22 protein-coding genes are annotated in these 24,363 nt (G+C 74.6%); 18 read left to right on the plus strand and 4 right to left on the minus strand.

Annotated elements, in window-relative coordinates; all coding sequences use genetic code 11:
* Nucleotides 1-89 precede the first annotated feature (89 nt).
* The 3 genes from LPA42_RS16305 (at nucleotide 90) to LPA42_RS16315 (ending at nucleotide 2,259) form a co-directional block, all read left to right on the plus strand.
* Nucleotides 90-1,307: an ABC transporter permease gene (locus tag LPA42_RS16305; protein WP_077938027.1), complete on the plus strand. Its 1,218-nt coding sequence runs from the start codon at nucleotides 90-92 to the stop codon at nucleotides 1,305-1,307.
* A gap of 60 nt (nucleotides 1,308-1,367) precedes the next feature.
* Nucleotides 1,368-1,676 (plus strand): hypothetical protein, encoded by a 309-nt coding sequence (locus LPA42_RS16310; protein WP_074472273.1) that lies wholly within the window; start codon nucleotides 1,368-1,370, stop codon nucleotides 1,674-1,676.
* Between the two features lie 64 nt (nucleotides 1,677-1,740).
* The gene (locus LPA42_RS16315) at nucleotides 1,741-2,259 is read left to right on the plus strand and encodes a hypothetical protein (RefSeq protein ID WP_077938028.1); all 519 of its coding nucleotides are present in this window, start codon (nucleotides 1,741-1,743) and stop codon (nucleotides 2,257-2,259) included.
* Nucleotides 2,260-2,292: 33 nt separating this feature from the next.
* On the opposite strand, the gene LPA42_RS16320 is transcribed toward LPA42_RS16315, so the two are convergent.
* The gene (locus LPA42_RS16320) at nucleotides 2,293-3,306 is read right to left on the minus strand and encodes an ABC transporter ATP-binding protein (protein ID WP_077938029.1); all 1,014 of its coding nucleotides are present in this window, start codon (nucleotides 3,304-3,306) and stop codon (nucleotides 2,293-2,295) included.
* 2 nt (nucleotides 3,307-3,308) lie between these two features.
* On the opposite strand from LPA42_RS16320, the gene LPA42_RS16325 reads away from it, so the two are divergent.
* The 4 genes from LPA42_RS16325 (at nucleotide 3,309) to LPA42_RS16340 (ending at nucleotide 7,856) form a co-directional block, all read left to right on the plus strand.
* Nucleotides 3,309-3,995 carry an ABC transporter permease gene (locus LPA42_RS16325; protein ID WP_043965016.1) on the plus strand — a complete coding sequence of 229 codons (687 nt, stop codon included), beginning with the start codon at nucleotides 3,309-3,311 and terminating at the stop codon, nucleotides 3,993-3,995.
* The gene (locus LPA42_RS16330) at nucleotides 3,992-4,717 is read left to right on the plus strand and encodes an ABC transporter permease (protein WP_077938030.1); all 726 of its coding nucleotides are present in this window, start codon (nucleotides 3,992-3,994) and stop codon (nucleotides 4,715-4,717) included. The genes LPA42_RS16325 and LPA42_RS16330 overlap by 4 nt, the downstream gene beginning before the upstream one ends.
* Before the next feature lie 165 nt (nucleotides 4,718-4,882).
* Nucleotides 4,883-5,887, plus strand: coding sequence for a glycine betaine ABC transporter substrate-binding protein (locus LPA42_RS16335; RefSeq protein WP_077938031.1), 1,005 nt, complete (start codon nucleotides 4,883-4,885; stop codon nucleotides 5,885-5,887).
* A 94-nt stretch (nucleotides 5,888-5,981) separates the two neighbouring features.
* Nucleotides 5,982-7,856 (plus strand): hypothetical protein, encoded by a 1,875-nt coding sequence (locus tag LPA42_RS16340; RefSeq protein ID WP_228986660.1) that lies wholly within the window; start codon nucleotides 5,982-5,984, stop codon nucleotides 7,854-7,856.
* 35 nt (nucleotides 7,857-7,891) lie between these two features.
* On the opposite strand, the gene LPA42_RS16345 is transcribed toward LPA42_RS16340, so the two are convergent.
* Both LPA42_RS16345 and LPA42_RS16350 read right to left on the minus strand, forming a co-directional pair.
* Nucleotides 7,892-9,061: an NADH-quinone oxidoreductase subunit D gene (locus tag LPA42_RS16345; protein ID WP_176734167.1), complete on the minus strand. Its 1,170-nt coding sequence runs from the start codon at nucleotides 9,059-9,061 to the stop codon at nucleotides 7,892-7,894.
* On the minus strand, nucleotides 9,058-10,071 hold the full coding sequence (locus tag LPA42_RS16350) for an SAM-dependent methyltransferase (RefSeq protein ID WP_228986662.1): 1,014 nt from the start codon (nucleotides 10,069-10,071) through the stop codon (nucleotides 9,058-9,060). Before LPA42_RS16350 ends, LPA42_RS16345 begins: the two co-directional genes overlap by 4 nt.
* Before the next feature lie 46 nt (nucleotides 10,072-10,117).
* On the opposite strand from LPA42_RS16350, the gene LPA42_RS16355 reads away from it, so the two are divergent.
* From LPA42_RS16355 to panD, 4 genes are all read left to right on the plus strand, one after another.
* On the plus strand, nucleotides 10,118-11,395 hold the full coding sequence (locus LPA42_RS16355) for a phytase (protein ID WP_077938034.1): 1,278 nt from the start codon (nucleotides 10,118-10,120) through the stop codon (nucleotides 11,393-11,395).
* A 147-nt stretch (nucleotides 11,396-11,542) separates the two neighbouring features.
* Complete coding sequence (locus LPA42_RS16360) at nucleotides 11,543-12,511, plus strand: Rossmann-like and DUF2520 domain-containing protein (RefSeq protein ID WP_077938035.1); 969 nt, start codon at nucleotides 11,543-11,545, stop codon at nucleotides 12,509-12,511.
* Nucleotides 12,508-13,356, plus strand: a complete 849-nt coding sequence (gene panC, locus LPA42_RS16365) for a pantoate--beta-alanine ligase (RefSeq protein ID WP_077938036.1) — start codon at nucleotides 12,508-12,510, stop codon at nucleotides 13,354-13,356. Before LPA42_RS16360 ends, panC begins: the two co-directional genes overlap by 4 nt.
* Before the next feature lie 35 nt (nucleotides 13,357-13,391).
* The gene (gene panD / locus LPA42_RS16370) at nucleotides 13,392-13,817 is read left to right on the plus strand and encodes an aspartate 1-decarboxylase (RefSeq protein ID WP_043965029.1); all 426 of its coding nucleotides are present in this window, start codon (nucleotides 13,392-13,394) and stop codon (nucleotides 13,815-13,817) included.
* Between the two features lie 29 nt (nucleotides 13,818-13,846).
* Here the strand turns inward: panD and LPA42_RS16375 are convergent, their stop codons facing one another.
* Nucleotides 13,847-14,548 carry an SDR family oxidoreductase gene (locus tag LPA42_RS16375; RefSeq protein ID WP_077938037.1) on the minus strand — a complete coding sequence of 234 codons (702 nt, stop codon included), beginning with the start codon at nucleotides 14,546-14,548 and terminating at the stop codon, nucleotides 13,847-13,849.
* 128 nt (nucleotides 14,549-14,676) lie between these two features.
* On the opposite strand from LPA42_RS16375, the gene LPA42_RS16380 reads away from it, so the two are divergent.
* The 7 genes from LPA42_RS16380 to LPA42_RS16410 all read left to right on the plus strand — a co-directional run.
* Nucleotides 14,677-15,573, plus strand: coding sequence for a septum formation family protein (locus tag LPA42_RS16380; protein ID WP_077938038.1), 897 nt, complete (start codon nucleotides 14,677-14,679; stop codon nucleotides 15,571-15,573).
* Nucleotides 15,574-15,711: 138 nt separating this feature from the next.
* Nucleotides 15,712-17,409, plus strand: coding sequence for an L-aspartate oxidase (locus tag LPA42_RS16385; RefSeq protein ID WP_077938039.1), 1,698 nt, complete (start codon nucleotides 15,712-15,714; stop codon nucleotides 17,407-17,409).
* Entirely contained in the window at nucleotides 17,406-18,350 is a 945-nt protein-coding gene (gene nadC, locus LPA42_RS16390; RefSeq protein WP_077938040.1) for a carboxylating nicotinate-nucleotide diphosphorylase, read from the plus strand. Before LPA42_RS16385 ends, nadC begins: the two co-directional genes overlap by 4 nt.
* A gap of 25 nt (nucleotides 18,351-18,375) precedes the next feature.
* Complete coding sequence (locus LPA42_RS16395; RefSeq protein WP_043965037.1) at nucleotides 18,376-19,134, plus strand: type III pantothenate kinase; 759 nt, start codon at nucleotides 18,376-18,378, stop codon at nucleotides 19,132-19,134.
* Nucleotides 19,135-19,338: 204 nt separating this feature from the next.
* Nucleotides 19,339-20,847 (plus strand): lysine--tRNA ligase, encoded by a 1,509-nt coding sequence (gene lysS / locus LPA42_RS16400; RefSeq protein WP_043965039.1) that lies wholly within the window; start codon nucleotides 19,339-19,341, stop codon nucleotides 20,845-20,847.
* Between the two features lie 114 nt (nucleotides 20,848-20,961).
* Entirely contained in the window at nucleotides 20,962-21,306 is a 345-nt protein-coding gene (locus tag LPA42_RS16405) for an Lsr2 family protein (RefSeq protein ID WP_198956599.1), read from the plus strand.
* A 540-nt stretch (nucleotides 21,307-21,846) separates the two neighbouring features.
* On the plus strand, nucleotides 21,847-24,363 hold a 2,517-nt coding region (locus tag LPA42_RS16410; RefSeq protein ID WP_077938041.1), incomplete at its 3' end, for an ATP-dependent Clp protease ATP-binding subunit.

Consider the following 24,363-nt stretch of genomic DNA (forward strand, 5'->3'; position numbering starts at 1 on the left):
AGGTACCGTGCCTGGCGACCGGAGAGCAACGGCCGCCCCGGTCCGCCCGGGTCGGACCCTGCGGCCGTGACCTGGGGAGGGCACGCGTCATGGGGCACGAGGATCCGGGCCGGCACCACCCCGTGGAGCCCTCGTCGGGCGTGCCCGCGTCGGTGCTGGAGAACGTCTTCGACGACCCGGCCCACGGCGAGCCGGGCCGCGACCGCGTCGCCGTGCACGTCGTCTGGGAACTGCTGCTGGCCGCCGCCCTCGCCGTACTGACCTGGCTGCTGTGGCAGGCGGAGCCGGCCGCGCTGCGTGACGACGGGCTGCGGTCCCTGCTGGTCGACGTGGTGGCGCTGGGGCTGCTCGTGCTGGCGGCCGGGCTGACCCTGCGGACCTCGGCCGTGAACCTGGCGGTCGGCCCGGTGGCGGTCGCCGCCGCCCTGCACGTCGCCGAGCAGGGCGACCGCGGGGTCGAGGTCGCGCTGGGCCACGCCGTAGCGGTGGCCGCCGTCGGCGGGCTGGCCGTGGGGCTCGCCGTGGTGCTGCTGCACGTGCCCGGCTGGGCGGCGAGCCTGGCCGGCGCGGCCGGCGTGGTGGTCTACATCCAGCAGCGCCCCGCGCCGGTGCTGGTGCAGGGCGGGTACGACCCCCGGGACACCGCGTTCTACCTCTTCGCCGGCTTCGCCGCCGTGGCCGTCCTCGGCGGACTGTTCGGGGCCATCCGCCCGGTGCGCCGCCTGGTCGGCCGGTTCCGCCCGGTGGCCGACCCGGCCCGCCGCCGGGGCGGGGTGGCGGCCACCATCGTCGTGTTCGCCTTCGTCCTCTCCACGGTGTTCGCCGCGCTCGCCGGCATCCTGTTCGCCAGCAACGGCGACGGGCCCGTCGTCCCCACCGAGGGGCTGGGCTGGACGACGCTCGCCGTCGGCATCGCGCTGCTCGGCGGCACGAGCGCGTACGGCCGGCGGGGCGCGATCTTCGGCACGCTGCTCGCCGTCAGCCTCGTCGTGGTCCTGCGGGCCTGGCTGGACGCCGAGGGCTGGATCGTGAGCCGGTGGGCCGTCGGCGGGGTGGCCCTCGGCGTCGGGCTGGTGGTCACCCGGCTGGTCGAGACGTACGGGCGGCCCCGGACGGTGGGCGCGGACCCGGAGCCGGTCCCCCGGGGCGACGGCACGATCAGCTCCGGCTGGTCGGTGCCCCGGCCGGCGCCGGTGGGCGACTGGCCCCCGGCCCTGCCCACCCGCACCGACGACACCCCGACCGACCCCTGGGACGCGTCGCGCTGGGACGACCGCCCGCCGCGCTGGGACGCCGGCGACCGCTGACCTGCACGAGTCGGGGGCGGCGGCGCGCCACCGGTGATCTCGCCGGTTAGGCTCGGCGGCATGACCGAGACACCTTCCACCGGCACCGGCGGGCACACGTTCGACGAGTTGGACGCGCTCTCCACGGAGGAGCTGCGGGAGCGGGCGTTCGCGACGGCCCGGGAGCGGCGCGACGTCGGGTTCTTCTGGTCGGTGCTGCGCCACCTGCCGAACGCCGACGAGGCCGCCGCGCTGGACGGCGCGCCGAACTCCGTCGGCCCGACCATCGACGAGGCGGCGGCGCTGTGGCGGGAGCTCACCGGGCACGGCTACGAGGAGTCCGCGCCGCTGCTGCGGGCCAAGTTCATCGACTACCTGATGAAGCACTGACCGGAGCGCGGTCACCGTGGTCCGCAGGTTTGCCCGCCGGGGCGCGCCGGGAACTGGTCGCCTCATGGCCGCCATCAACCGCTCGGGTGTCACCGGCCGGTCGGGCCCCGTCAGCCGGTACGGGACCGCGGCCGGCACCGGCACCCTCGCGGTGCTGCTGCTCGTCGCGGTCTGCGGCAGCCCGCTGTACGTCGGCTGGACCGAGGACCACACCGACCCCGAGTCGGCCGGCGGCTGGTTCCTGCGGCTGCTGGCCTGGCCGGCGTGGCGGTTCGGCTCCGGCGACTCGGGGCAGGGCGTGCTCGCCACCGACCTGCGCGCCATCCTGCTGGTGGTCCTGGCGGCGGCCCTGCTCTACCTGCTGCCCGCGTCCCAGGTGGCCCGGGTGCAGGGGTCGGTGAGCCAGTTCTTCTCCGGCTGGGGCGCGTACGTGCTGGCCGCCGGCCTGGCCGCGCTGCTGAGCACGCTGCTGGGGCCGGCCCCGTCGCTGCTCGCCGCGTTGCAGGCCGCCGGCACCGGAGCCGGGTACGGCTTCCTCTCCGGCTGGATCATCGGCACGGCGAGCCTCGGCGGCCGGGCCTGACCGCCACCGCGCCGCCCCGCCGCCCCGCCTGACTCAGGCCGCCTCCCGGCCGGCGCCCAGCGCACGTTCCCGGGTGAGCACGCCGGCCGGCCCGCCCTCGGCGGTCACCAGCACCCGGTCCGCGCCGGAGGTCAGCATCACCGCGAGCGCGTCGTACGCCGAGGTGCCCAGCGCGACCTGCGGCAGCCCGGCCGGGTCGGCGGGGGCCGGCTCCAGCGCCTCCCGGGTGACCGGGGTGACCGCCAGCGCCCGGATGCCCCGGTCCGCGCCGACGAAGTCCCGGACGAACTCGGAGGCGGGCGCGGCGAGCAGGGCCGCCGGGGTGTCGTACTGCTCCAGCCGGCCGCCCTGGGAGAGCACGGCGATCCGGTCGCCGAGCCGGACGGCCTCGTCGAGGTCGTGGGTGACCAGCACAATGGTCTTGCGCACCTCGGCCTGCAGGCGCAGGAACTCCTCCTGCAGCCGGGTCCGCACGATCGGGTCGACCGCCGAGAACGGCTCGTCCATCAGCAGCACCACCGGGTCGGCGGCGAGCGCGCGGGCCACACCGACCCGCTGCCGCTGCCCGCCGGAGAGCTCGTGCGGGTAGCGCCGGCCGAACCGGCCCGGGTCGAGCCCCACCAGCTCCAGCAGCTCCTCGCTGCGGCGGCGGATCCGGTCGGAGGGCCAGCCGAGCAGCCGGGGGACGGTGCCGACGTTGGCCACGACCGTCTGGTGGGGAAACAGGCCCACGTTCTGGATGACGTACCCGATGCGGCGGCGCAGCGCGACCGGGTCGACGCGGGTCACGTCCTCGTCGCCGAGCAGGATCCGGCCGGCGGTCGGCTCGATCAGCCGGTTGATCATGCGCAGCACGGTCGACTTGCCGCAGCCGGACGGCCCGATCAGCACCACCAGCTCGCCGGCCGGCACCCGCAGGCTCAGCTCGCGGACCGCCTCGGTGCCGTCCGGGTACCGCTTGCCGATGCCCTCCAGCGCGATGGCCGCCGCGGGGGTCCCGGCCGCCTCGGGTCCGGCGGCGCTCCGGGTGTTCGGGGTAACGTCCACGCATGTCCTTCCGCCTGAGCTACCGGGCCGACCCGGGTAACCCGTGGTTCTCCTGGCAGTACGTGCGGGACAACTCTGACACGATCGTCGCCGCGCTGCGCGACCACGCCTCCCTGACCGCCCGGGCCGTGCTGATCGCCGCCCTGGTGGCCCTGCCGCTCGCGGTGGCGGCCCACTGGTTCCGCCCCCTCGCCGGTCCGATCCTCGCGTTCACCGGGGTGCTCTACACGATCCCGTCGCTGGCCCTGTTCGCGTTCCTCGCGCCCTACCTGGGGATCGGGGCGGTGACGGTGCTCAGCGTGGTGGTGCTGTACGCGCTGCTGGTCATCGTCCGCAACGCCGTCGCCGGGCTGAGCCAGGTGCCGCCCGAGGTCCGCGAGGCGGCGGAGGGGATGGGGTACGGCCGGTGGGGCCGGCTGCTGCGGATCGAGCTGCCGCTGGCGCTGCCCGGCATCCTCACCGGCCTGCGGCTGGCCACCGTGTCGACCGTGGCGCTGGTGACCGTCGGCGTGGTGGTCGGCCGGGGCGGGCTGGGCCAGCTCATCTTCGCCGGCTTCCAGAACAACTTCTACAAGGCCGAGATCATGACCGGCACGCTGCTCTGCGTCCTGCTCGCCCTGGTGCTGGACCTGGTCCTCGCCGGGCTCGGCCGGGCGGTCACCCCCTGGCTGCGCGGGCGGGCCCGATGAGCAACCCGGTCGGCCAGGCGGTGCTCTGGCTCAACGACCCGCTGAACTGGACCAACCCGGGCGGCATCCTCGACCGGCTCGGCGAGCACCTCGGCATGTCGGCCGCGGCCGTGCTGCTCGGCTGCCTGGTGGCCTGGCCGGTCGGGCTGTGGCTCGGGCACACCGGCCGGGGCGGCGGGCTGGTCGTGCTGGTGTCCAACGTCACCCTGGCGATCCCCACCCTGGCCCTGCTGACCATCCTGCCGCTGACCTTCCTCGGGTTCGGCCGGCCCGCCGTGGTGGTCGCGCTGGCCGTGTTCGCGGTGCCGCCGCTGCTGGCCAACGCGTACACGGGGGTGCGGCAGACCGACCCGGAGGCCCGGGACGCGGCGCGCGGGATGGGGCTGTCGGGCGGGCAGGTGCTGCGCCGGGTGGAGCTGCCGCTGGCGGTGCCGTACCTGGCCGCCGGGTTCCGCACGGCGGCGGTGCAGGTGGTGGCGACGGCCGCGCTGGCCTCGTTCGTCAACGGCGGCGGGCTGGGCCAGATCATCCGGGCCGGCTTCGGCCTGGACATCGCCGCCGGTGGCGGGCAGATCATCGCGGGCGGCCTGCTGGTGGCGGGGCTGGCGATGCTGGTCGAGCTGGTGTTGGCCCTGGTCGAGCGGCTGGTCACCCCGCGCCCGCTGCGTCCGGCGCGGCGGCGGGCCAACCGCCGGGCCGCCGACGCCGTCGCCGGGAGCTGACGGCCCGGGTCACGCTCGGGTGACGATCCGGTGACGAACCTCGCCTCGGGTTGTCGGTCCCGGCGGGCAGGATGTTGGGTGGAAGATCGCGGGCGACGACAGGAGATCGTCCGTCGGACACGCGGCCGGCCCGAGGGCCGCGCCGGGACACGGAAGGCGGGCTTGATGCGCGCACGTACACGGCTGGCCATCGGCGCGGTCGGCGCCCTCGCGGCGGCCGGTTTCCTCACCGGCTGCGGCGACGCCGGCTCCTCCGGCACCGAGGCCCCGCAGCAGGGGGCGTCGGGGGCGGGGTGCGCCCCGGTCGCCGGTGACCAGCTCGTCGTCCTCGCCGACGACAAGAAGCTCCAGAACACCGACAACGTCATCCCGGCGGTCAACGCCAAGGCGGCCACCCCGGAGCTGCTCGCGGCGCTGGACAAGGTCTCGGCCGCGCTGGACACGCCGAAGCTGATCGCGCTCAACAAGGCCGTCGACGTCGACCGCAAGACCAGCAAGGTCGCCGCCGAGGAGTTCGTCACGGCCAACAACGTCACCCAGGGCATCGCCAAGGGGTCGGGCGGCACGATCGTCGTCGGCGCCGGCAACTTCACCGAGAGCCAGACCATCGCCGAGCTGTACCGCATCGCGCTCACCGCCGCCGGCTACCAGGTCAAGGTGCAGCAGATCGGCAACCGGGAGCTCTACGAGCCGGCCCTGGAGAAGGGCGAGATCCAGGTCGTCCCGGAGTACGCGGCGACCATGGCCGAGTTCCTCAACACGAAGGCCAACGGCAAGGACGCCCAGCCGGTCTCCTCGCCGGAGCTGGACAAGACCGTCGCCGCCCTCAAGGCCGCCGGCGAGAAGGCCGGCATCGCCTTCGGCACGCCGTCCGCCGCCCAGGACCAGAACGCGTTCGCCGTCACCAAGGCGTTCGCCGACAAGTACGGGGTGAGCACGCTGTCCGACCTGGCGGCGAAGTGCTCCGGCAGCGCGACCGTGCTGGCCGGCCCGCCGGAGTGCCCGCAGCGCCCGAAGTGCCAGGCGGGCCTGGTGGAGGTCTACGACTTCAAGGCCGGCTCGTTCAGCTCGCTGGACGCGGGCGGCCCGCAGACCAAGAACGCCCTGAAGACGGGGAGCGCCAGCGTCGGCCTCGTCTTCTCGTCCGACGGGGCGCTCGCGGCCAGCTGACCCGCCCACCGGTCGCCGGTCTCCCCACCGGGCCCGGCGACCGGTGCTGGCAGGGCGTTCCCAGTAGGCGGAACTCTCGGTAGGCTGCACATCCATGCCCGCCCCGGTTGCCGCCACCGACAGGCGTGATCCCCGACTGCTGCCCGTGCTGTTCTGGATCGGCGTGGCGCTGGCCCCCGTCGCGGCGCTGATCCTGCTGGTCGCCGACGGCAACGGCCCGCTGCGGTTCGCCGCCGTGCTGGCGATCCTCGCCGTGGTGCTGATCGGCCTGTCGATCGCGCTGCGCGCCGACGGCGAGGGCGGGCACGGCGAGGCCGAGGAGCTGCGCGACGAGATCGACCAGCTGCGCCGGGAGTTGCGTGGCGAGATCGTGGCCGCCGCCCAGCGCGGCAACCAGGCGCTCGACGCGTCCCAGCGGGCCCAGGAACAGGTCGGCGCGCTGCGTCGCCGGCTGGACGCCGCGGCGGCCGGGATCGCCGCCGATCCCGAGCCGCCGGCTGTGCAGTCGGTGGGCACGCAGCCGGCGGGTGCGGGCCGGGCCCGGGTCGCGCCCGCCGAGACGTACGCCGACGCCGGCCCGCCCGGCGACGCCGAGGCGGCCCCCGCGGCCCCGCTCCGTGCGCCCGCCCGCCCGGACGACGCGTCCCCCGGCCACCGCCCCCGGCCCACTCCACGCCACGGCGTGGACGGCCCGCCCCGACCGGGCGTCTACGGCGGCGACCGTCCGGCCCAGCCGGGCGTCTACGGCGGCGACCGTCCGGCCCAGCCGGGCGTCTACGGCGCGTCGGCCCGCCCGGCCGAGCCGGGCATCCGGGTGCCGCAGCCGGCCACCCCCGACCCCGCGCCGGCCCCCGCCCCGGCCCCGCGCCCGGTCGGCATGGTCCGGCACACGGAGACCGTGCACGTCACCACCCGGCACACCGTCGTCGACGGGCCGGACCCGGCAACGGGCGGCTACGGCGGCTACGGCGGCGAGCGCTGGTCCCCGGCTCCCGGAGGCTACGGCGACGGGTGGTCCCCGGCTGCGGACGACCGGTGGTCACCGCCTACCCCGGAGCGGTCGTGGGCCGGCGGCCAACGACCGGCGACCGGCGAACCGGAGGGCCGGTCGTGGGCCGGGCACGCCGACCCGGCCGCCCACGTGCGGGGTGCCGACGCCCACCGGGACCCTGCCCCGGTCGACCCGGAGCCGTTCGACGATCGCGCCTGGGCGCGGCAGCAGCCCTCCCGGGACGAGCCGGCTCCCGCCCCCCGCCCCCAGGCTTGGGGCGTGCCCGTGCAGCCGGAGGCGCGGGGCGGCTACGGCGGTGTGCCGGCCGGCGGCGGCGCGGCGGGTAGGTACGAGGCGGACCGCGCACCCGCGTACCCGCCCGCGCCCGCCGCCTCCGGTCAGTGGTCCGAGGCGGCGGCCGGCGACCGGTGGGCGGAGGTACGCGACGACGACCGGGGCCGGGAGGTCCGGGTGGGTGAGCGCCGGGCCGCGGCGCACGCCGACGCGACCGGCAGCGGATACCGGGTGGAGGACCGCTGGGCGGCGGTCCGCCACGGCGACCCCCACCCGGAGGGCGGCCCGGCGGACCGCTGGTGGGACGCCGCCGCTGCCGGACCGGGGACCGACCGGTCGGGCGGTTGGCCGGACGCGGACCGCAGCGGCGCGGGCCCGGACGGTCGGCCCGGCCGCGCGGAGCCGGGCAGCGGCACGGACTGGGACCGCGGGACGTGGTCCGAGCCGGCCTCCCCGGCGCTGCCGGCGGGCGGCGTGCCGGTGCCGGCGCAGTGGCGTCCGCCGGCCCCACGCGAGGCACCGTCGGCGGAGCAGTGGGGCGCGGCGGAGCAGTGGGGTGCGGCGGAACCCGAGCCGGCCCGGCCCAGCCGGCACCAGCGCGCCGACGGGCAGCGGTACGGGTATCCGCCCCGCGACGAGACGCCCCGCGCCGGCGCTGCCCGCCCGGCCGACCACTGGCGCTGACCGGCGGCACGGGCCGGTCAGGACCGGGAAACCCGTTACTTGTCGATGTCTCCCACCACGAAGAACATCGAGCCGAGGATCGCGATCAGGTCCGGCACCAGGCACCCGGGCAGCAGGGTGGCCAGCGCCTGCACGTTCGCGTACGACGCGGTGCGCAGCTTCAGCCGCCACGGCGTCTTCTCGCCCCGCGACACCAGGTAGTAGCCGTTGATGCCGAGCGGGTTCTCCGTCCACGCGTACGTGTGCCCCTCGGGGGCCTTCACCACCTTCGGCAGCCGGGTGTTCACCGGCCCGGTGAGCCGGTCGACCCGCTCCAGGCACTGCTCGGCGAGGTCGAGCGAGACGTACACCTGGTCGAGCAGCACCTCGAACCGGGCGTGGCAGTCCCCGGCGGTCTTCGTCACCACCGGCACGTCGAGCTGGTCGTAGGCCAGGTACGGCTCGTCGCGGCGCAGGTCCAGGTCGAGCCCGGAGGCGCGGGCGACGGGCCCGGACGCGCCGAACGCGGCGGCGTCGGCGGCCGACAGCACGCCCACCCCGACGGTGCGGGCCAGGAAGATCTCGTTGCGCCGGATCAGGTTGTCCAGGTCCGGCAGGCGGCGGCGCACCTCGCCGATGGCGGCGCGGGCCCGGCCGGTCCAGCCCGCCGGCACCTCCTCCTTGAGCCCGCCGACCCGGTTGAACATGTAGTGGATGCGGCCGCCGGAGACCTCCTCCATGACCGCCTGGATGGTCTCCCGCTCCCGGAACGCGTAGAAGACCGGGGTGATCGCGCCGATCTCCAGCGGGTAGGACCCGAGGAACATCAGGTGGTTGAGCACCCGGTTCAGCTCGGCCAGGGCCATCCGCAGCCAGGTGGCCCGCTCGGGCACCTCCATGCCCATGAGCCGCTCGACGGCGAGCACCACGCCCAGCTCGTTGGAGAACGCCGACAGCCAGTCGTGCCGGTTGGCGAGCACGATGATCTGCCGGTAGTCGCGCACCTCGAACAGCTTCTCCGCGCCCCGGTGCATGTACCCGACGATCGGCTCGGCGGCGACCACCCGCTCCCCGTCGAGGACGAGTTTGAGCCGCAGCACGCCGTGCGTGGAGGGGTGCTGCGGGCCGATGTTGAGCACCATGTCGGTGCCGAGCTGCTCGCCGCCGGCCCCGGTGCCGACGGTCAGCTCGCGCAGGTCACCGGTGTCCGTGGTCATGCCCGTCATCGTGCCATGAGCGCATCGACGGCGACGCCGACCGGCTGGAGCAGCCACCAGTGCCCGCCGAGCCCGGCCGGGTCGGTCAGCTCGGCCACCGCCGACGCGGCGGCGAGCGCCCGCACATAGCCGGCCGGGTCGGTGCCGGCCAGGCTCAGCGGCGGTCGCCCGCCGTCGGCCCCGAGCGCGAGCAGCGCCTCCCGCTGAGACACCAGGGTGTACGCGCACCGGGCGACCCGCTCCCCGGCGGAGGCGACGGAGTCCATGGCCACGTGGGCGGTGACGTCGCACGACCCGTCCGGCACCGGTGGCACCTGCCGTCCGCCCCGGTATCCGGTCAGCGTCCCGCCCACCGGCCGCGCCTGACGCAGGTGCCCGTAGTCGACGGCAACAGCCACCCCCCGCCGCAGACACCCCACCACCCCGGCCCAGGCCAGATCCCGCCCCCGCCCCACCTCCACCCGCCCCCCGGGGCCGGAGGTGGGGTGCCAGCGGGTCAGCCAGGTTCGGTCCTCTGTGGTCAGTGGGGGGCCTGGGGTCTCCTCGCCCGTGCTCGGGTTCACCAACACGTAGCGCCAGCCGGTTTCGGTGGGGACGGCCACGTCGACGGGGACGTTGTCCAGCCATTCGGTGGCCAACAGCAGGCCGGTGATTCCCGTCGGGGTCTCGGTCGTCCAGTCGATGGCCGGAGGCAGGTCCGGCGGGCGGGGGGCCAGTTCCACGGCCGTGAGGCGGAGGCGGCTGCTGAGGGACCCGGCCGCCTTGTCGGCCAGGGTGGCCAGGGCGCGCAGCAGCTCGCCCCGGCCGGCACCCACGTCCACGATGTCGAACGGCGTGGGGAAGCCGAGGGCGGCATCGAGCCGCGTGACGAGCCGGAACACCGCGGCCGCGAACGCCGGGGAGGCGTGCGCGCTTGTGCGGAAGTGACCGGCCGGGCCCGCCCCGGCGACGAAGAAACCCGCCGGCCCGTACAGGGCCCGGTCCATCGCGTCCCGCCAGCGCAGCGCCGTGGAGTTCATCCCGCGTTCAGGGTCCGTCACCGTGCCGACCCTACGGTCTGCGGGCATGAGACGAATCGCGATCCCCGCGCTGGTGGCCGTACCGCTGCTGCTGGCCGCCTCCGGTGCCGCCGCCGCGCCCGCCCGGGACGACGCGCCGCGCGCCGTGCGGGCGGTGGCCGAGACCCCCAGCCTGTACGACGACGAAGCCGGCGGCGACGCCGACGCCGACGACCCGGCGATCTGGGTGCACCCGACCGACCGGGCCGGCAGCCTGGTGATCGCCACCGCAAAGAACGGCGGCCTGCGGGTCTACGACCTGGCCGCCCGCGAGCGGCAGGCGATCGCCACCCCGCCCGCCCCGGGCCCGGACGACGAGTCCGGCCGGTTCAACAACGTCGACCTGGTGGCCGGGTTCCGGCTCGGCGGGCAGCGGGTCGACCTGGCGGTGGTCACCGACCGGGGGCGCGACCAGCTCCGGTTCTACCGCATCGACCCGGCCACCCGGCTGCTCACCGACGTGACCGCGCCGGGCGTGCCGTTCGCGTTCAGCCGGGACCAGGGCGAGGTCGACGAGCAGCGCACCGCGTACGGGCTGGGCACCTACGTCGACCCCGCCGGGGCCGCGTACGCGGTGGTGAGCCGGCGCAGCACCCCGGAGGTGGGGGTGTTCCGGCTGGTCGAGCGCGCCGGGCGGGTCACCTACCGGCCGGTGGACCGGCTGACGCTGCCGTCGGCGTTCACCCTGCCCGACGGCACCGCCTGGTCGCCGTGCACCGACCCGGGCGACGGCCCGCAGGTGGAGGGGACCGTGGTGGACCCGGACACCGGCGTGGTGCACCTGGCGCAGGAGAAGGTGGGCCTGTGGCGGACCCGGCTCGCGGGCGGCCGGTTCGCCGGCGCCCCGAAGCTGGTCGAGCGGGTCCGCGAGTACGGCGTGCCGGCCGCGTTCGACCCGGCGGAGGACGACTGCGTGACCGACTACCCGGCCGATCCCGGGTTCGGCGGCCGGATCGCGCAGGACGTGGAAGGGCTGACGATCTACCGGACGGGCCGCCTGAGCGGCACCCTGGTCGTCTCGGCCCAGGGCGACGACACGTTCCACACGTACGACCGGCGCACCGGCCGCCCGACGGGCCGCTTCGCGGTGGTCGACGGCGCGGTGGACGGCTCCCAGGAGTGCGACGGCGCGGCGGTGACCGCCACCCCGCTGCCGGGTTTCCCCGGCGGGCTGCTGGTGGTGCACGACGGCCGGAACACCCCGGACACCCCCGGCGGGGACGGTGAGGCACGCCCGGACACCGACTTCAAGTTCGTCGACGCCGGCTTCCTGCGCGGCCGGTGACCGTGGCCGGGCCGGGCCGCCGTGGCACCCTGCGGCGGCCCGGCCCGCGCCGGCGGTGAAGGTTTTCACACCTTCTTGTTGCGACCTCTTCACCGCGGCGCATACTTGCCATCGACCGGTACCCCCTTCGAGGACTGGATCGTTGCCATGAGCGCACCGCTGCGCCCGCGTCCGGCTGCCCCCGCGCGGGCCGCCGCACCCTCGGGCGGCGCCACACTCTCCTTTCCCCGCGTGCTGACCGTCGGCGTCCTCGGCGCCGGCCGGGTCGGTGCCGTGCTGGGCGCGGCGCTCGCCGCCGCCGGGCACCGGGTGGTCGCCGCCTCCGGCGTCTCCGGGGCGACCAAGGCCCGCATCGCCCTGCTGCTGCCCGACGCCGCCAACCGTTCCGCCACCTCCGTGGCGCACGCCGCGACCGACCTGCTGCTGGTCGCCGTGCCCGACGACGAGCTCGCGGCGGTGGTGGCCGGCCTCGCCGAGACCGGGGCGCTGCGCCCCGGCCAGGTGGTCGCGCACACCTCGGGCGCGCACGGGCTGGGCGTCCTCGCCCCCGCCGCCGCCGTCGGGGCCCGCCCGCTGGCCCTGCACCCGGCGATGACCTTCACCGGTACGCCCGACGACCTCGGCCGGCTCGCCGGCATCTCGTACGGCGTGACCGCGCCGGCCGAGCTGCGCCCGCTGGCCGCCCGGCTGGTGGCCGACCTCGGCGGGGTGCCCGAGTGGGTGGGGGAGGCCGACCGGCCGCTCTACCACGCGGCGCTGGCGCACGGCGCCAACCACCTGGTGACCCTGGTCAACGAGGCGGCCGACCGGCTGCGCGACGCCGGGGTGGGCCAGCCGGAGAAGGTGCTCGCCCCGCTGCTGCGGGCGGCGCTGGAGAACGCCCTGAGCCTCGGCGACGACGCGCTGACCGGCCCGGTGTCCCGGGGCGACGCCGGCACCGTACGCCGGCACCTGGAGCGGCTGGCGTCGACCGCGCCCGACTCGGTCGCGGCCTACCTGGCCCTGGCCCGGCGCACGGCGGACCGGGCCATCGCGTCGGGCCGGCTGCGCCCGGCGGACGCCGCGCCGCTGCTCGACGTGCTCGGCGGGACCCGACGAGAGGTGAGGCACGCATGACGGAGCTGGTGCGGACCCGCGCGGAGCTGGCGAAGGCGCGCGCCGCCCTGACCGGCACCGTCGGCGTGGTGATGACCATGGGCGCGCTGCACGCCGGCCACGAGACGCTGCTGCGCGCCGCCCGGGAGCGGGCCGACCACGTGCTGGTGACGATCTTCGTGAACCCGCTCCAGTTCGGGCCGAACGAGGACTTCGACCGCTACCCGCGCACCCTGGAGGCGGACCTGGAGGTCTGCCGGCGGGCCGGTGCCGACGTGGTCTTCGCGCCGGACCGGGGCGAGGTGTATCCGGACGGCGAGCCCCTGGTGCGGGTGGACCCGGGGCGGCTCGCCGCCGACCTGGAGGGCCTGAGCCGGCCCGGCTTCTTCCACGGAGTGCTGACCGTGGTGCTGAAGCTGTTCCAGCTGACCCGCCCCGACCTGGCGTTCTTCGGCGAGAAGGACTACCAGCAGCTCACCCTGGTGCGGCGGATGGCCCGGGACTTCGACGTGCCCGTCGAGGTGGTCGGCGTGCCGACCGTGCGGGAGCCGGACGGGCTGGCCCTGTCCAGCCGCAACCGCTACCTCTCGCCCGCGCAGCGGGAGGCCGCGCTGACCCTGTCCGCCGCGCTGCGGGCCGGCGCGGCGGCCGCCGACCGGGGCGAGCCCGGCGGCGAGGTGCTGGCCGCCGTGCACCGGGCGCTGGGCGACGGCCCGCCCGGGGTCGAGGTCGACTACGTGGCGCTCACCGACGCCGACCTGGAACCCGGCCCGCCCCCGGGGCCGGCCCGGCTGCTGATCGCGGCCAAGGTCGGCACCACCCGCCTCATCGACAACGTGGCGATCCGGCTCGCCCCCCGACCCTGACCCGTCCTCCCGCCCGCGAAAGGCAAGGCACCCCGATGTTCCGCACCATGCTCAAGTCGAAGATCCACCGGGCCACGGTGACCCAGGCCGACCTGCACTACGTGGGCTCGGTGACCGTGGACGAGGACCTGCTCGACGCGGCCGACCTGCTCCCCGGCGAGCAGGTGGCGATCGTGGACGTCACCAACGGCGCCCGGCTGGAGACGTACGTGATCCCCGGCGAGCGGGGCAGCGGCGTGATCGGCATCAACGGCGCCGCCGCCCACCTCGTGCACCCGGGCGACCTGGTCATCCTGATCTCGTACGGGCAGTTCGACGACGCCGAGGCGCGGGCGTACCGGCCCCGGGTGGTGCACGTCGACGCCGCCAACCGGGTGGTCGAGCTGGGGGCCGACCCGGCCGCGGCGGCCCCGGGCACCGCCGGCGACCCGGTCCCGAGCCCGCTGGCCGTCGTCGGCTGACCTGGGCCGCTCGCGCTGCGGCCTGCGCCTCAGACCGGCTGGCCGATCGGCCGGACCACCACCGTGTTCACGTCGACCCCGGCGGGCTGGCAGACCGCCCACGTGACGGAGTCGGCGATCTGGTCGGCGGTGAGCAGGTGGCCGTCGGGCAGCGCGCCCAGCCCGTCCCAGAACGGGGTCTCCACGCGGCCGGGGGCGATCAGGGTGACGCCGACCCCGTCGGCGGTGACCTGTCGGCGGGTGTTCTCGGCGAGGCCGGTGACGGCCCACTTGGTCGCGCCGTAGAGATTGCCGGGGGTGTTGACCAGCCCGGCGACGCTGCCGACCAGCACGATCCGGCCCCGGGTGGCCCGCAGCGCGGGCAGGGCGGCGTTGATCAGCAGCGCCGGGCCGAGCACGTTGGTGAGCACCATGTCCCGCCAGGCGGCCGGGTCGCCGTCGGCCACCGAGTCGTGGTTGGCGTAGCCCGCGTTCGCGACGGCCACGTCCAGCCGCCCGTACGCCTCGACGGTGGCGGCCACCGCAGCGGCCACCGCCTCGTGGTCAGCGGCGTCGCCGGGGAGCGTCAGCAGCTCCTTCGGCTCGCCGAGGGACGCCGCGAACCGGCCCAACCGGTCGGTGTTCCGGCCGGTCACGGCCACCCGGTGGCCCCGGCCGAGCAGTTGGCGGGCGACGGCGGCGCCGATGCCGGTCGAGCCGCCGGTGACGAGGGTTACGGGAGATTCGGTCATGCCGCGACGCTAGGTGTTCGAGTGCACTCCAGGTCAACCTCGAATGTCTGCCCGTACGCGGTATGTCACCGATGGTCATCCCTGGCTACTCTTGGGTCCCGTCGCGAGCTGGTGGTTGGGGAGGCCCGATGCGTCGTGCGTTGACGAGCGTGTGCGCCGCCCTGGTGACGGCGGTCGTGCTGGCCGGCTGTGGGGGCCCGGCGGGCCTCGACGGCGACCTCACCGACGACTGGGCCGCCCCGGGGCCGGCGGGCCCGTTCACCCCGGCCGCCGAGGTCTGCCAGGTCGCCGACTTCGTCGACGTGCTGCCCCTGTCGGCGTACGCGCCGGTCGACTGTGCGCTCCCGCACCGGGTGGAGACCGTGCACGTCGGCGCGTTCCCGGCCGACCGGGCCGCCCCGCCCGGCAGCGGCTCGCCCGAGCTGCGCGCCCCGTTCGCCGACTGCGACACGAAGGCCACCGCGTACGTGGGGGACGACTGGCGGGCCGGCCGGCTCCGGCTGGCCGTGGCGGTGCCGTCGAAGACGGGCTGGACATCCGGGGCCCGCTGGTACCGCTGCGACCTGACCGAGGTCAGCACCGCCGAGGCGGGCGCGACGCCGGTCACCCGCACCGGCAGCCTGCGGGGCGCCCTGAAGGGGCCCTCCCCGCTGCGGCTGGGCTGCCAGCGCAGCGAGAACGTCGGGCGGCGCGGCGCGCAGGTGCTGAAGCCGGTGGAGTGCGCCACCCGGCACGACGCCGAGTTCGTCGGGGTGTGGAAGGCGCCGGACAAGCCGTACCCGGCCCGGGACGCCGACTGGCTTCCCTTCTACACCGGCTGCCGCACGGTCCTGGCCCGGTACGTAAGGGTGCCGGACGACGACGACCTGCGCTACCGCAGCGGCCTGGTGGTGCGCCCGCCGAGCGCGGGGCGTTGGCGGGTCGGCGACCGGGGGGTCCGCTGCTACCTGTGGCTCAGCGACCGCACGGTGACCGCCTCCCTGAAGGGCGCGGGCCCGGCCGGCCTCCCGGTCCGGACGAAGTGACCGCCGCCCCGCCGGCCGGGCGCGGCGACGCCGCCCCGCCCGACCCGGACGCAGGGCACGCCGGCGGCCCGGGGTAGCCCAAACCACTCGTCCCGCCCCCGCCGCCCGAGGTGAACGGCGTTCGGGTTGACTGTGCTCATGGACCTACCGACCGTCGACCTGCCCGTCCTGCCGACGCTGCTGGCCGCGCCCGCGCCCGGCTGGGTGGAGACCACCGACGTGATCGTGGTCGGCTCCGGGGTGGCCGGGCTGACCGCTGCGCTGCACCTGCGCGAGGCCGGCCTGCACGTCACCGTGGTCACCAAGGTCAACATCGACGACGGCTCGACCCGCTGGGCCCAGGGCGGCATCGCCGCCGTGCTCGACCCGGCGGACACCCCGTCCGCGCACGCCTTCGACACCGAGGTCGCCGGGGTGGGGCTGTGCGACCCCGCCGCCGTGCGGGTGCTGGTGGAGGAGGGGCCGACCCGGCTGCGGGAGCTGATGCGCATCGGCGCGGAGTTCGACCGCCACCCCGACGGCTCGCTCATGCTCACCCGGGAGGGCGGGCACCGGGCCGACCGGATCGTGCACGCCGGCGGGGACGCCACCGGCGCGGAGGTGCAGCGCGCCCTGCACGCGGCGGTCCGCCGCGACCCCTGGATCCGGCTGGTCGAACACGCCCTCGTGCTCGACCTGCTGCGCGCGCCCGGCGACGGGCCCGGCGGGCTCGGCCCGGCCTGCGGGATCACCCTGCACGTGCTCGGCGAGGGCAGCGAGGACGGCGTCGGCGCGCTGCTGGCCCGCGCGGTGGTGCTCGCCACCGGCGGGATGGGGCAGGTCTTCTCCGCCACCACCAATCCGGCCGTCTCCACCGGCGACGGCGTGGCGCTGGCCATGCGGGCCGGCGCGGCGGTCACCGACGTGGAGTTCGTCCAGTTCCACCCCACGGCGTTGATCACCCCGGCCGGCGCCGGCGTACCGGGGGCCGGCCGGGCGCAGCAGCCGCTGGTCTCCGAGGCGCTGCGCGGCGAGGGCGCGCACCTCGTCGACGGCGACGGCAAGCGGTTCATGGTCGGCCAGCACGAGCTGGCGGAGCTGGCCCCCCGGGACGTGGTGGCCAAGGGCATCCACCGGGTCATGCTGGCCACCGGCGCCGACCACGTCTACCTCGACGCCCGACACCTCGGCGGCGACTTCCTGGCCGGGCGCTTCCCGACCATCGTCGCCTCCTGCCTGGCCATCGGCGTCGACCCGGCCACCGACCTGATCCCGGTCGCCCCGGCCGCCCACTACGCCTCGGGCGGCGTCCGCACGGACCTGCGCGGCCGCACCTCCATCCCCGGCCTGTACGCCTGCGGCGAGGTGGCCTGCACGGGCGTGCACGGCGCGAACCGGCTGGCCAGCAACTCGCTGCTGGAGGGGCTGGTGTTCTCCCGCCGGATCGCCGAGGACATCGCCGCCGGCCTGCCCGAGCAGGCCCGGCCCGCCGAGGGCGGCGCGTGGGCCGGCGGGGGCGGCTGGGTGGTGCCCGCCGAGGGGACGCCCGCGCTGCAACGGGCGATGACCCGGGGCGCCGGGGTGCTGCGCTCGGCGGACACGCTCGCCGCCACGGCCACGGAGCTGGGCGAGCTGGGTTCCGGCCGGGGCACCCCGCGCACCGCCGACTGGGAGGCCACGAACCTGATCACGGTGGCGTCGGCGCTGGTCGCCGCCGCGTACGCCCGCCAGGAGACCCGGGGTTGTCACTGGCGGGAGGACCACCCGACGGCGGACGAGCGGTGGCGGGGCCACCTGGTCGCCGAGGTCGGGGCGCAGGGCAGGCTGACGTCTCGCTGGGAGGCTGGAGAGCGATGAGGGACACGACGGAGCAGGCGCTGCGGGCGGCCGGGCTGGATCCGGCCGAGGTACGGCGGGTGCTCGTCACCGCGTTCGCCGAGGACCTCGGCCCGGACTTCCTTGACGTCACCAGCGTCGCCACGATTCCGGCGACCCAGACCGACACCGCCGACCTGGTGGCCCGCGCCGACGGGGTGGTCGCGGGGCTGGCCGTGGCGGCCGCCGCGTTCGAGCTGGCCGCCGAGGTGACCGGCTTCCCGGCCGGCCCCGGTGCCGGGCCGTCTGCCGGCGCGAAGGCGGGCGGTGGCCGTACCGTCGAGGTGTCGGTCGTGGCCCACGACGGGCAGCGGGTGTCGCGCGGCGACGTGCTGGCCACGGTGGCCGGGCCGACCCGGCTGCTGCTCACCGCCGAGCGCACGGCGCTCAACCTGCTCTGCCGGATGTCCGGGGTGGCCACCCACACCCGGGCCTGGGCGGACGCGCTGGCCGGCACGAAGGCGACGGTGCTGGACACCCGCAAGACGACCCCGGGCCTGCGGGCGCTGGAGAAGTACGCGGTGCGGGCCGGCGGCGGCACCAACAAGCGGATGGGCCTGTACGACGTCGCCATGATCAAGGACAACCACAAGTTCGCGGCCGGCGGCGTCGCGGCGGCCTACCGCCGGGTCCGGGAGGTCTTCCCCGGCGTGGCGGTGCAGGTGGAGGTGGACACCCTCGCCGAGGCGCTGGAGGCCGTCGAGGCGGGTGCCGACTTCCTGCTGCTGGACAACATGACCCCGGCGACGCTGCGCGAGGTGGTGGCCGCCGTGGGGGACCGGGCGGAGCTGGAGGCGACCGGCGGGCTGACCCTCGACGTCGTGGCGGAGTACGGGGCGACCGGCGTGGACTACCTCTCGGTCGGCGCGCTGACGCACTCCTCGCCGATCCTGGACGTGGCGCTGGACCTGCGCCCCCGGTGAACCTGCGCGCGTCTAGGCTGCGTGCGTGCTGCTCTGCATCGACATCGGAAACACCAACACCGTGCTGGCGACCTTCGACGGCGACAAGCTGGTGCACTCCTGGCGGATCAAGACCGACGCCCGTTCCACGGCGGACGAGCTCGGGCTGATGTTCCGGGGGCTGCTCGCCGGTGACGCCGTGGAGATCACCGGGGTGGCCGCCTGCTCGACGGTGCCGGCCGCGCTGCGCTCGCTGCGGACGATGCTCGCCCGCTACTACGCCGACCTGCCGAGCGTCATCGTCGAGCCGGGGGTACGCACCGGCGTGCAACTGGCGATCGACAACCCGAAGGAGGTCGGCTCCGACCGGGTGGTCAACACGCTCGCGGCGTACACCCTGTTCGGCGGGCCGTCGATCGTGGTCGACTTCGGCACCACCACCAACTTCGACGTGATCAGCGGCCGGGGCGAGTTCCTCGGCGGCGCGTTCGCCCCCGGCATCGAGATCTCCTTCGACGCGCTCGCGGCCCGCGCCGCCCAGCTGCGCAAGGTGGAGGCGGCCAAGCCCCGCTCGGTGATCGGCAAGAACACCGTCGAGTGTCTCCAGTCGGGGCTCTACTTCGGCTTCGCCGGGCAGGTTGACCGGATCGTCGAGCGGATGACCGAGGAGCTGGGCGAGGTGCGGGCGGTGATCGCCACCGGCGGGCTGGCGTCGGTGGTGATCGGTGAGTGCCGCACCATCACCCACCACGAGCCGATGATCACCCTCATCGGCCTGCGCATGGTCTACGACCGCAACGTGTGAGGTGCAAGGAAGGGTCCCCTGTTAACGCTTTCGGTAGAGAAGGGCACCCCTCTCACCCCGTACCCGATGGGACGGCGGCCGTGCCGGACGACCCGGCCGCCGTGGGGTCGGTCATGGCGGGAGGTCATCCCGCAACGACCGCCAGAGCCCTTGAGTACGCTCGGCCCTGACCCCGCCGAAACTCCTTAGCTGAGGAAGCGTGCCGTGACCGAGCAGAACGCCGTGCCAGTCGACCCCGCCGACGACCTTCCGGAGCAGATGAAGGTCCGCCGGGAGAAGCGGGACCGGATGCTCGCCGAGGGCGTCGAGCCGTACCCCGTCGGGTTCGCCCGGACCGACACCCTGGCCGAGGTCCGCGCGCGCTACGCCGACCTGCCCACCGACACCGCCACGGGCGACCGGGTCTCGGTCACCGGCCGGGTGATCTTCGTACGGAACACCGGCAAGCTCTGCTTCGCGACGTTGCGGGACGGCGACGGCACCGAACTCCAGGCGATGCTCTCCCTCGACCGGGTGGGGGCGGAGCGGCTGGACGACTGGAAGCGCCTTGTCGACCTGGGCGACCACGTCGGGGTGACCGGCGAGGTGATCACCAGCCGGCGCGGCGAGCTGTCGGTGCTGGCCGAGCAGTGGGCGATCACCGCGAAGGCGCTGCGCCCGCTGCCGGTGGCGCACAAGCCGCTCAGCGAGGAGGCCCGGGTCCGCCAGCGCTACGTCGACCTGATCGTCCGCCCGCAGGCGCGGCAGATGGTGCGTACGCGGGCCGCTGCCGTGCGGAGCCTGCGCGACTGCCTCCACGGGCAGGGCTTCGTCGAGGTGGAGACGCCGATGCTCCAGTTGCTGCACGGCGGTGCGGCGGCCCGGCCATTCGTGACCCACAGCAATGCGTTGAGCACCGATCTGTATCTGCGAATCGCGCCGGAACTGTTTCTCAAGCGCGCCGTGGTCGGCGGGGTCGATCGGGTGTTCGAGATCAACCGTAACTTCCGTAATGAGGGCGTCGACTCTTCGCACTCGCCCGAGTTCGCGATGCTGGAGGCCTACGAGGCGTACGGCGACTACGACACGATGGCGTCGCTGACCCGTAATCTGGTGCAGGAGGCCGCGATCGCGGTCGGCGGCTCGACCGTGGTGACGCACGCGGATGGCCGCGAGTTCGATCTGGGCGGCGAGTGGCGCTCCGTGACCCTCTTCGGGGTGCTTTCGGAGGCGCTCGGCGAAGAGGTCACCGTCCGCACCGAGCGGGCCCGCCTCGTCGAGTACGCCGACAAGGTCGGCCTGGCCGTCGACCCGAAGTGGGGGCCGGGCAAGCTCGCCGAGGAGCTGTTCGAGGAACTGGTCGTGCCGGGGCTCCAGGCGCCGACGTTCGTGCGGGACTACCCGGAGGAGACCAGCCCGCTGACCCGGGCCCACCGCAGCGAGCCGGGGCTGGCCGAGAAGTGGGACCTCTACGTCCTCGGGTTCGAGCTGGGCACCGCGTACTCGGAGCTGGTCGACCCGGTCGTGCAGCGGGAGCGGCTCGTCGCCCAGGCCCAGCTCGCGGCGCGCGGCGACGACGAGGCCATGCGGCTCGACGAGGACTTTCTCCGGGCCATGGAGTACGGAATGCCCCCGGCCGGCGGCATGGGAATGGGAATCGACCGGCTGTTGATGGCGCTGACGGGCCTGGGAATTCGGGAAACCATCCTCTTCCCGTTGGTCCGCGCGGAGTAGCCGACCGGCCACACCGCTAGGGGCAGTTACCGCATCCTATTGACGAGGCAAGCATCGGGCGGGTTATTGTGCTCTCAGTTTGCAGGATCACCCTGCTCGAAAGGAATGTGGGACGTGGCCAAGCAGATCATTCACAAGCTGGTCGATGACCTGGACGGCGGGGACGCTGACGAGACCGTCAAGTTCGCGCTCGACGGGGTTCAGTACGAGATCGACCTGTCCGCCACGAACGCCGAGAAATTGCGGGAGGTTTTCTCGCCCTACGTCGCCAACGGCACCAAGGTGGGCCGGGGCGGCGTGGTGGTCGGCGGGCGGGCTGCGCGCGGCCGGGGCGGCGCCACCGCCGACCGTGAGCAGAACAAGGCGATCCGGGCGTGGGCCAAGCGGGAGGGCAAGGAGATCTCCGACCGGGGGCGCATCCCCCAGGAGATCGTCGACGAGTTCCACGCGAAGCGCTGAGCGCCGAGGCGGTCCCGGGTGACCGCCGCAGTCGCCGGGTGCGACAAGGCCCTCGGCGGGACATCCCCGACACGGGCGACACCGACGCCGGACCGGAGCACACCTCCGGGCCGGCGTCGCCGTGTCACCCGCCGGGAAGAACCCGCTCCGCCGCAGCGTTGTCCACAACCGGTGGAAAACTCGTCCACAGCCTGTGGACAACCGGCCGTCGGCCTGGTCCGCTCGTCGGCCCGGCCGAACCGCCGCCCGACCCGGGTCGCCGGAGGGCGGCTGCGGGCCCGCGGGGAGGCCCGCAGCCGGGTCCCACCGGCCGTCCGAATTTCGCTCTGCGCGTACACGCGGAGACCCCGGAACACGCCCTGAGCGCGGACGGTTGGCTAAAACGACGCGTACCGGACCCCCGTGGAGGACACACGACCTCAGCGGAGTCGGTCCGCGGCGATAGAGTAATGAGGCAAGGACGCCCGTCCCGGACGTCCGCGCACCGGCCCCGCCGAGATCTGACCATCAAGGCGCACGGCACGTGAGGAGCACGAGGGCATGTTCGAGCGGTTCACCGACCGAGCGCGACGGGTTGTCGTCCTGGCCCAGGAAGAGGCCCGGATGCTCAACCACAACTACATCGGTACGGAGCACATCCTGCTGGGCCTGATCCACGAGGGTGAGGGTGTCGCGGCGAAGGCCCTGGAGAGTCTGGGGATCTCGCTGGAGGGTGTGCGTCAGCAGGTCGAGGAGATCATCGGTCAGGGCCAGCAGGCGCCGAGCGGGCACATCCCGTTCACGCCGCGGGCGAAGAAGGTCCTGGAGCTGTCGCTGCGCGAGGCGCTGCAGCTCGGCCACAACTACATCGGCACGGAGCACATCCTGCTGGGCCTGATCCGCGAGGGCGAGGGCGTCGCCGCCCAGGTCCTGGTGAAGCTCGGGGCCGACCTCAACCGGGTCCGCCAGCAGGTGATCCAGCTCCTCTCCGGCTACCAGGGCAAGGAGCCCGCGGCGGCCGGCACGACGACGGGCGAGGCCGCGCCGTCGACCAGCCTGGTGCTGGACCAGTTCGGTCGGAACCTGACCCAGGCTGCCCGCGAGGGCAAGCTCGACCCGGTCATCGGGCGGGAGAAGGAGATCGAGCGGGTCATGCAGGTGCTGTCCCGCCGCACCAAGAACAACCCGGTGCTGATCGGTGAGCCCGGCGTCGGCAAGACCGCCGTCGTGGAGGGCCTGTCCCAGAAGATCATCAAGGGCGAGGTCCCGGAGACGCTGAAGGACAAGCAGCTCTACACCCTCGACCTGGGCGCGCTGGTCGCCGGCTCCCGCTACCGGGGTGACTTCGAGGAGCGCCTGAAGAAGGTGCTCAAGGAGATCCGCACCCGGGGCGACATCATCCTGTTCATCGACGAGATCCACACCCTCGTCGGCGCGGGCGCGGCGGAGGGCGCGATCGACGCGGCGTCGATCCTCAAGCCGATGCTGGCCCGTGGCGAGCTGCAGACCATCGGCGCCACGACGCTCGACGAATACCGCAAGCACCTGGAGAAGGACGCCGCCCTGGAGCGGCGGTTCCAGCCGATCCAGGTGGGTGAGCCGTCCCTGGCGCACACGATCGAGATTCTGAAGGGCCTGCGCGACCGGTACGAGGCGCACCACCGCGTCTCGATCACCGACGCCGCCCTCGTGGCCGCCGCGACCCTGGCCGATCGATACATCTCCGACCGCTTCCTGCCGGACAAGGCGATCGACCTGATCGACGAGGCGGGCGCGCGGATGCGGATCCGCCGGATGACCGCGCCGCCGGACCTGCGGGACTTCGACGAGCGCATCGCGCAGGTGCGCCGCGACAAGGAGTCCGCGATCGACGCGCAGGACTTCGAGCGCGCCGCGCAGCTCCGCGACAAGGAGAAGCAGCTGCTGGGCCAGAAGGCGCAGCGGGAGAAGGAGTGGAAGGCCGGCGACCTCGACGTCGTCAGCGAGGTCGACGACGAGCAGATCGCCGAGGTCCTGGGCAACTGGACCGGCATCCCGGTCTACAAGCTGACCGAGGAGGAGACCTCCCGCCTGCTGCGCATGGAGGACGAGCTGCACAAGCGCGTCATCGGCCAGGAGGACGCGGTCAAGGCCGTCTCGAAGGCCATCCGGCGCACCCGGGCCGGCCTGAAGGACCCGAAGCGCCCGTCCGGCTCGTTCATCTTCGCCGGCCCGTCCGGCGTGGGTAAGACCGAGCTGTCCAAGGCGCTCGCGGAGTTCCTGTTCGGCAGTGAGGACGCCCTCATCCAGCTCGACATGTCCGAGTTCCACGACCGGTACACGGTGTCCCGGCTCGTCGGTGCCCCTCCCGGCTACGTCGGGTACGACGAGGGCGGGCAGCTGACCGAGAAGGTGCGGCGTCGGCCGTTCTCCGTGGTCCTCTTCGACGAGATCGAGAAGGCCCACCCGGACGTGTTCAACACCCTCCTGCAGATCCTGGAGGACGGGCGGCTGACCGACGGCCAGGGCCGGATCGTGGACTTCAAGAACACGGTCATCATCCTGACCACCAACCTCGGCACCCGGGACGTCGCCAAGGCCGTGTCGCTGGGCTTCCAGGCGTCGGAGGACTCGGAGTCCAACTACGACCGGATGAAGCAGAAGGTCAACGACGAGCTGAAGCAGCACTTCCGGCCGGAGTTCCTCAACCGGATCGACGACACCATCGTGTTCCACCAGCTGCGGCAGACCGAGATCCTCTCGATCGTGGACATCATGATCGCCCGGATCGAGACCCAGCTGCGCAACAAGGACATGGGGCTGGAGCTGACCGACAACGCCAAGAAGTACCTGGCGAAGAAGGGCTTCGACCCGGTCCTGGGCGCGCGGCCGCTGCGGCGCACGATCCAGCGCGACATCGAGGACAACCTGTCCGAGCGGATCCTGTTCAACGAGTTGATTCCCGGCCAGATCGTCGTGGTCGACTGCGAGGGCGACCCGGAGGACATCGACAAGTCCAAGCTGGTGTTCCGCGGCTCGGACCGACCCGCCGAGGTCCCCGACGCCGTTCCCGCCGAGCTGGGCGGCACCGAGGCCGCC

The organism is Micromonospora sp. DH13 (assembly GCF_020873825.1).
GTDB classification, from domain to species: domain Bacteria; phylum Actinomycetota; class Actinomycetes; order Mycobacteriales; family Micromonosporaceae; genus Micromonospora; species Micromonospora haikouensis.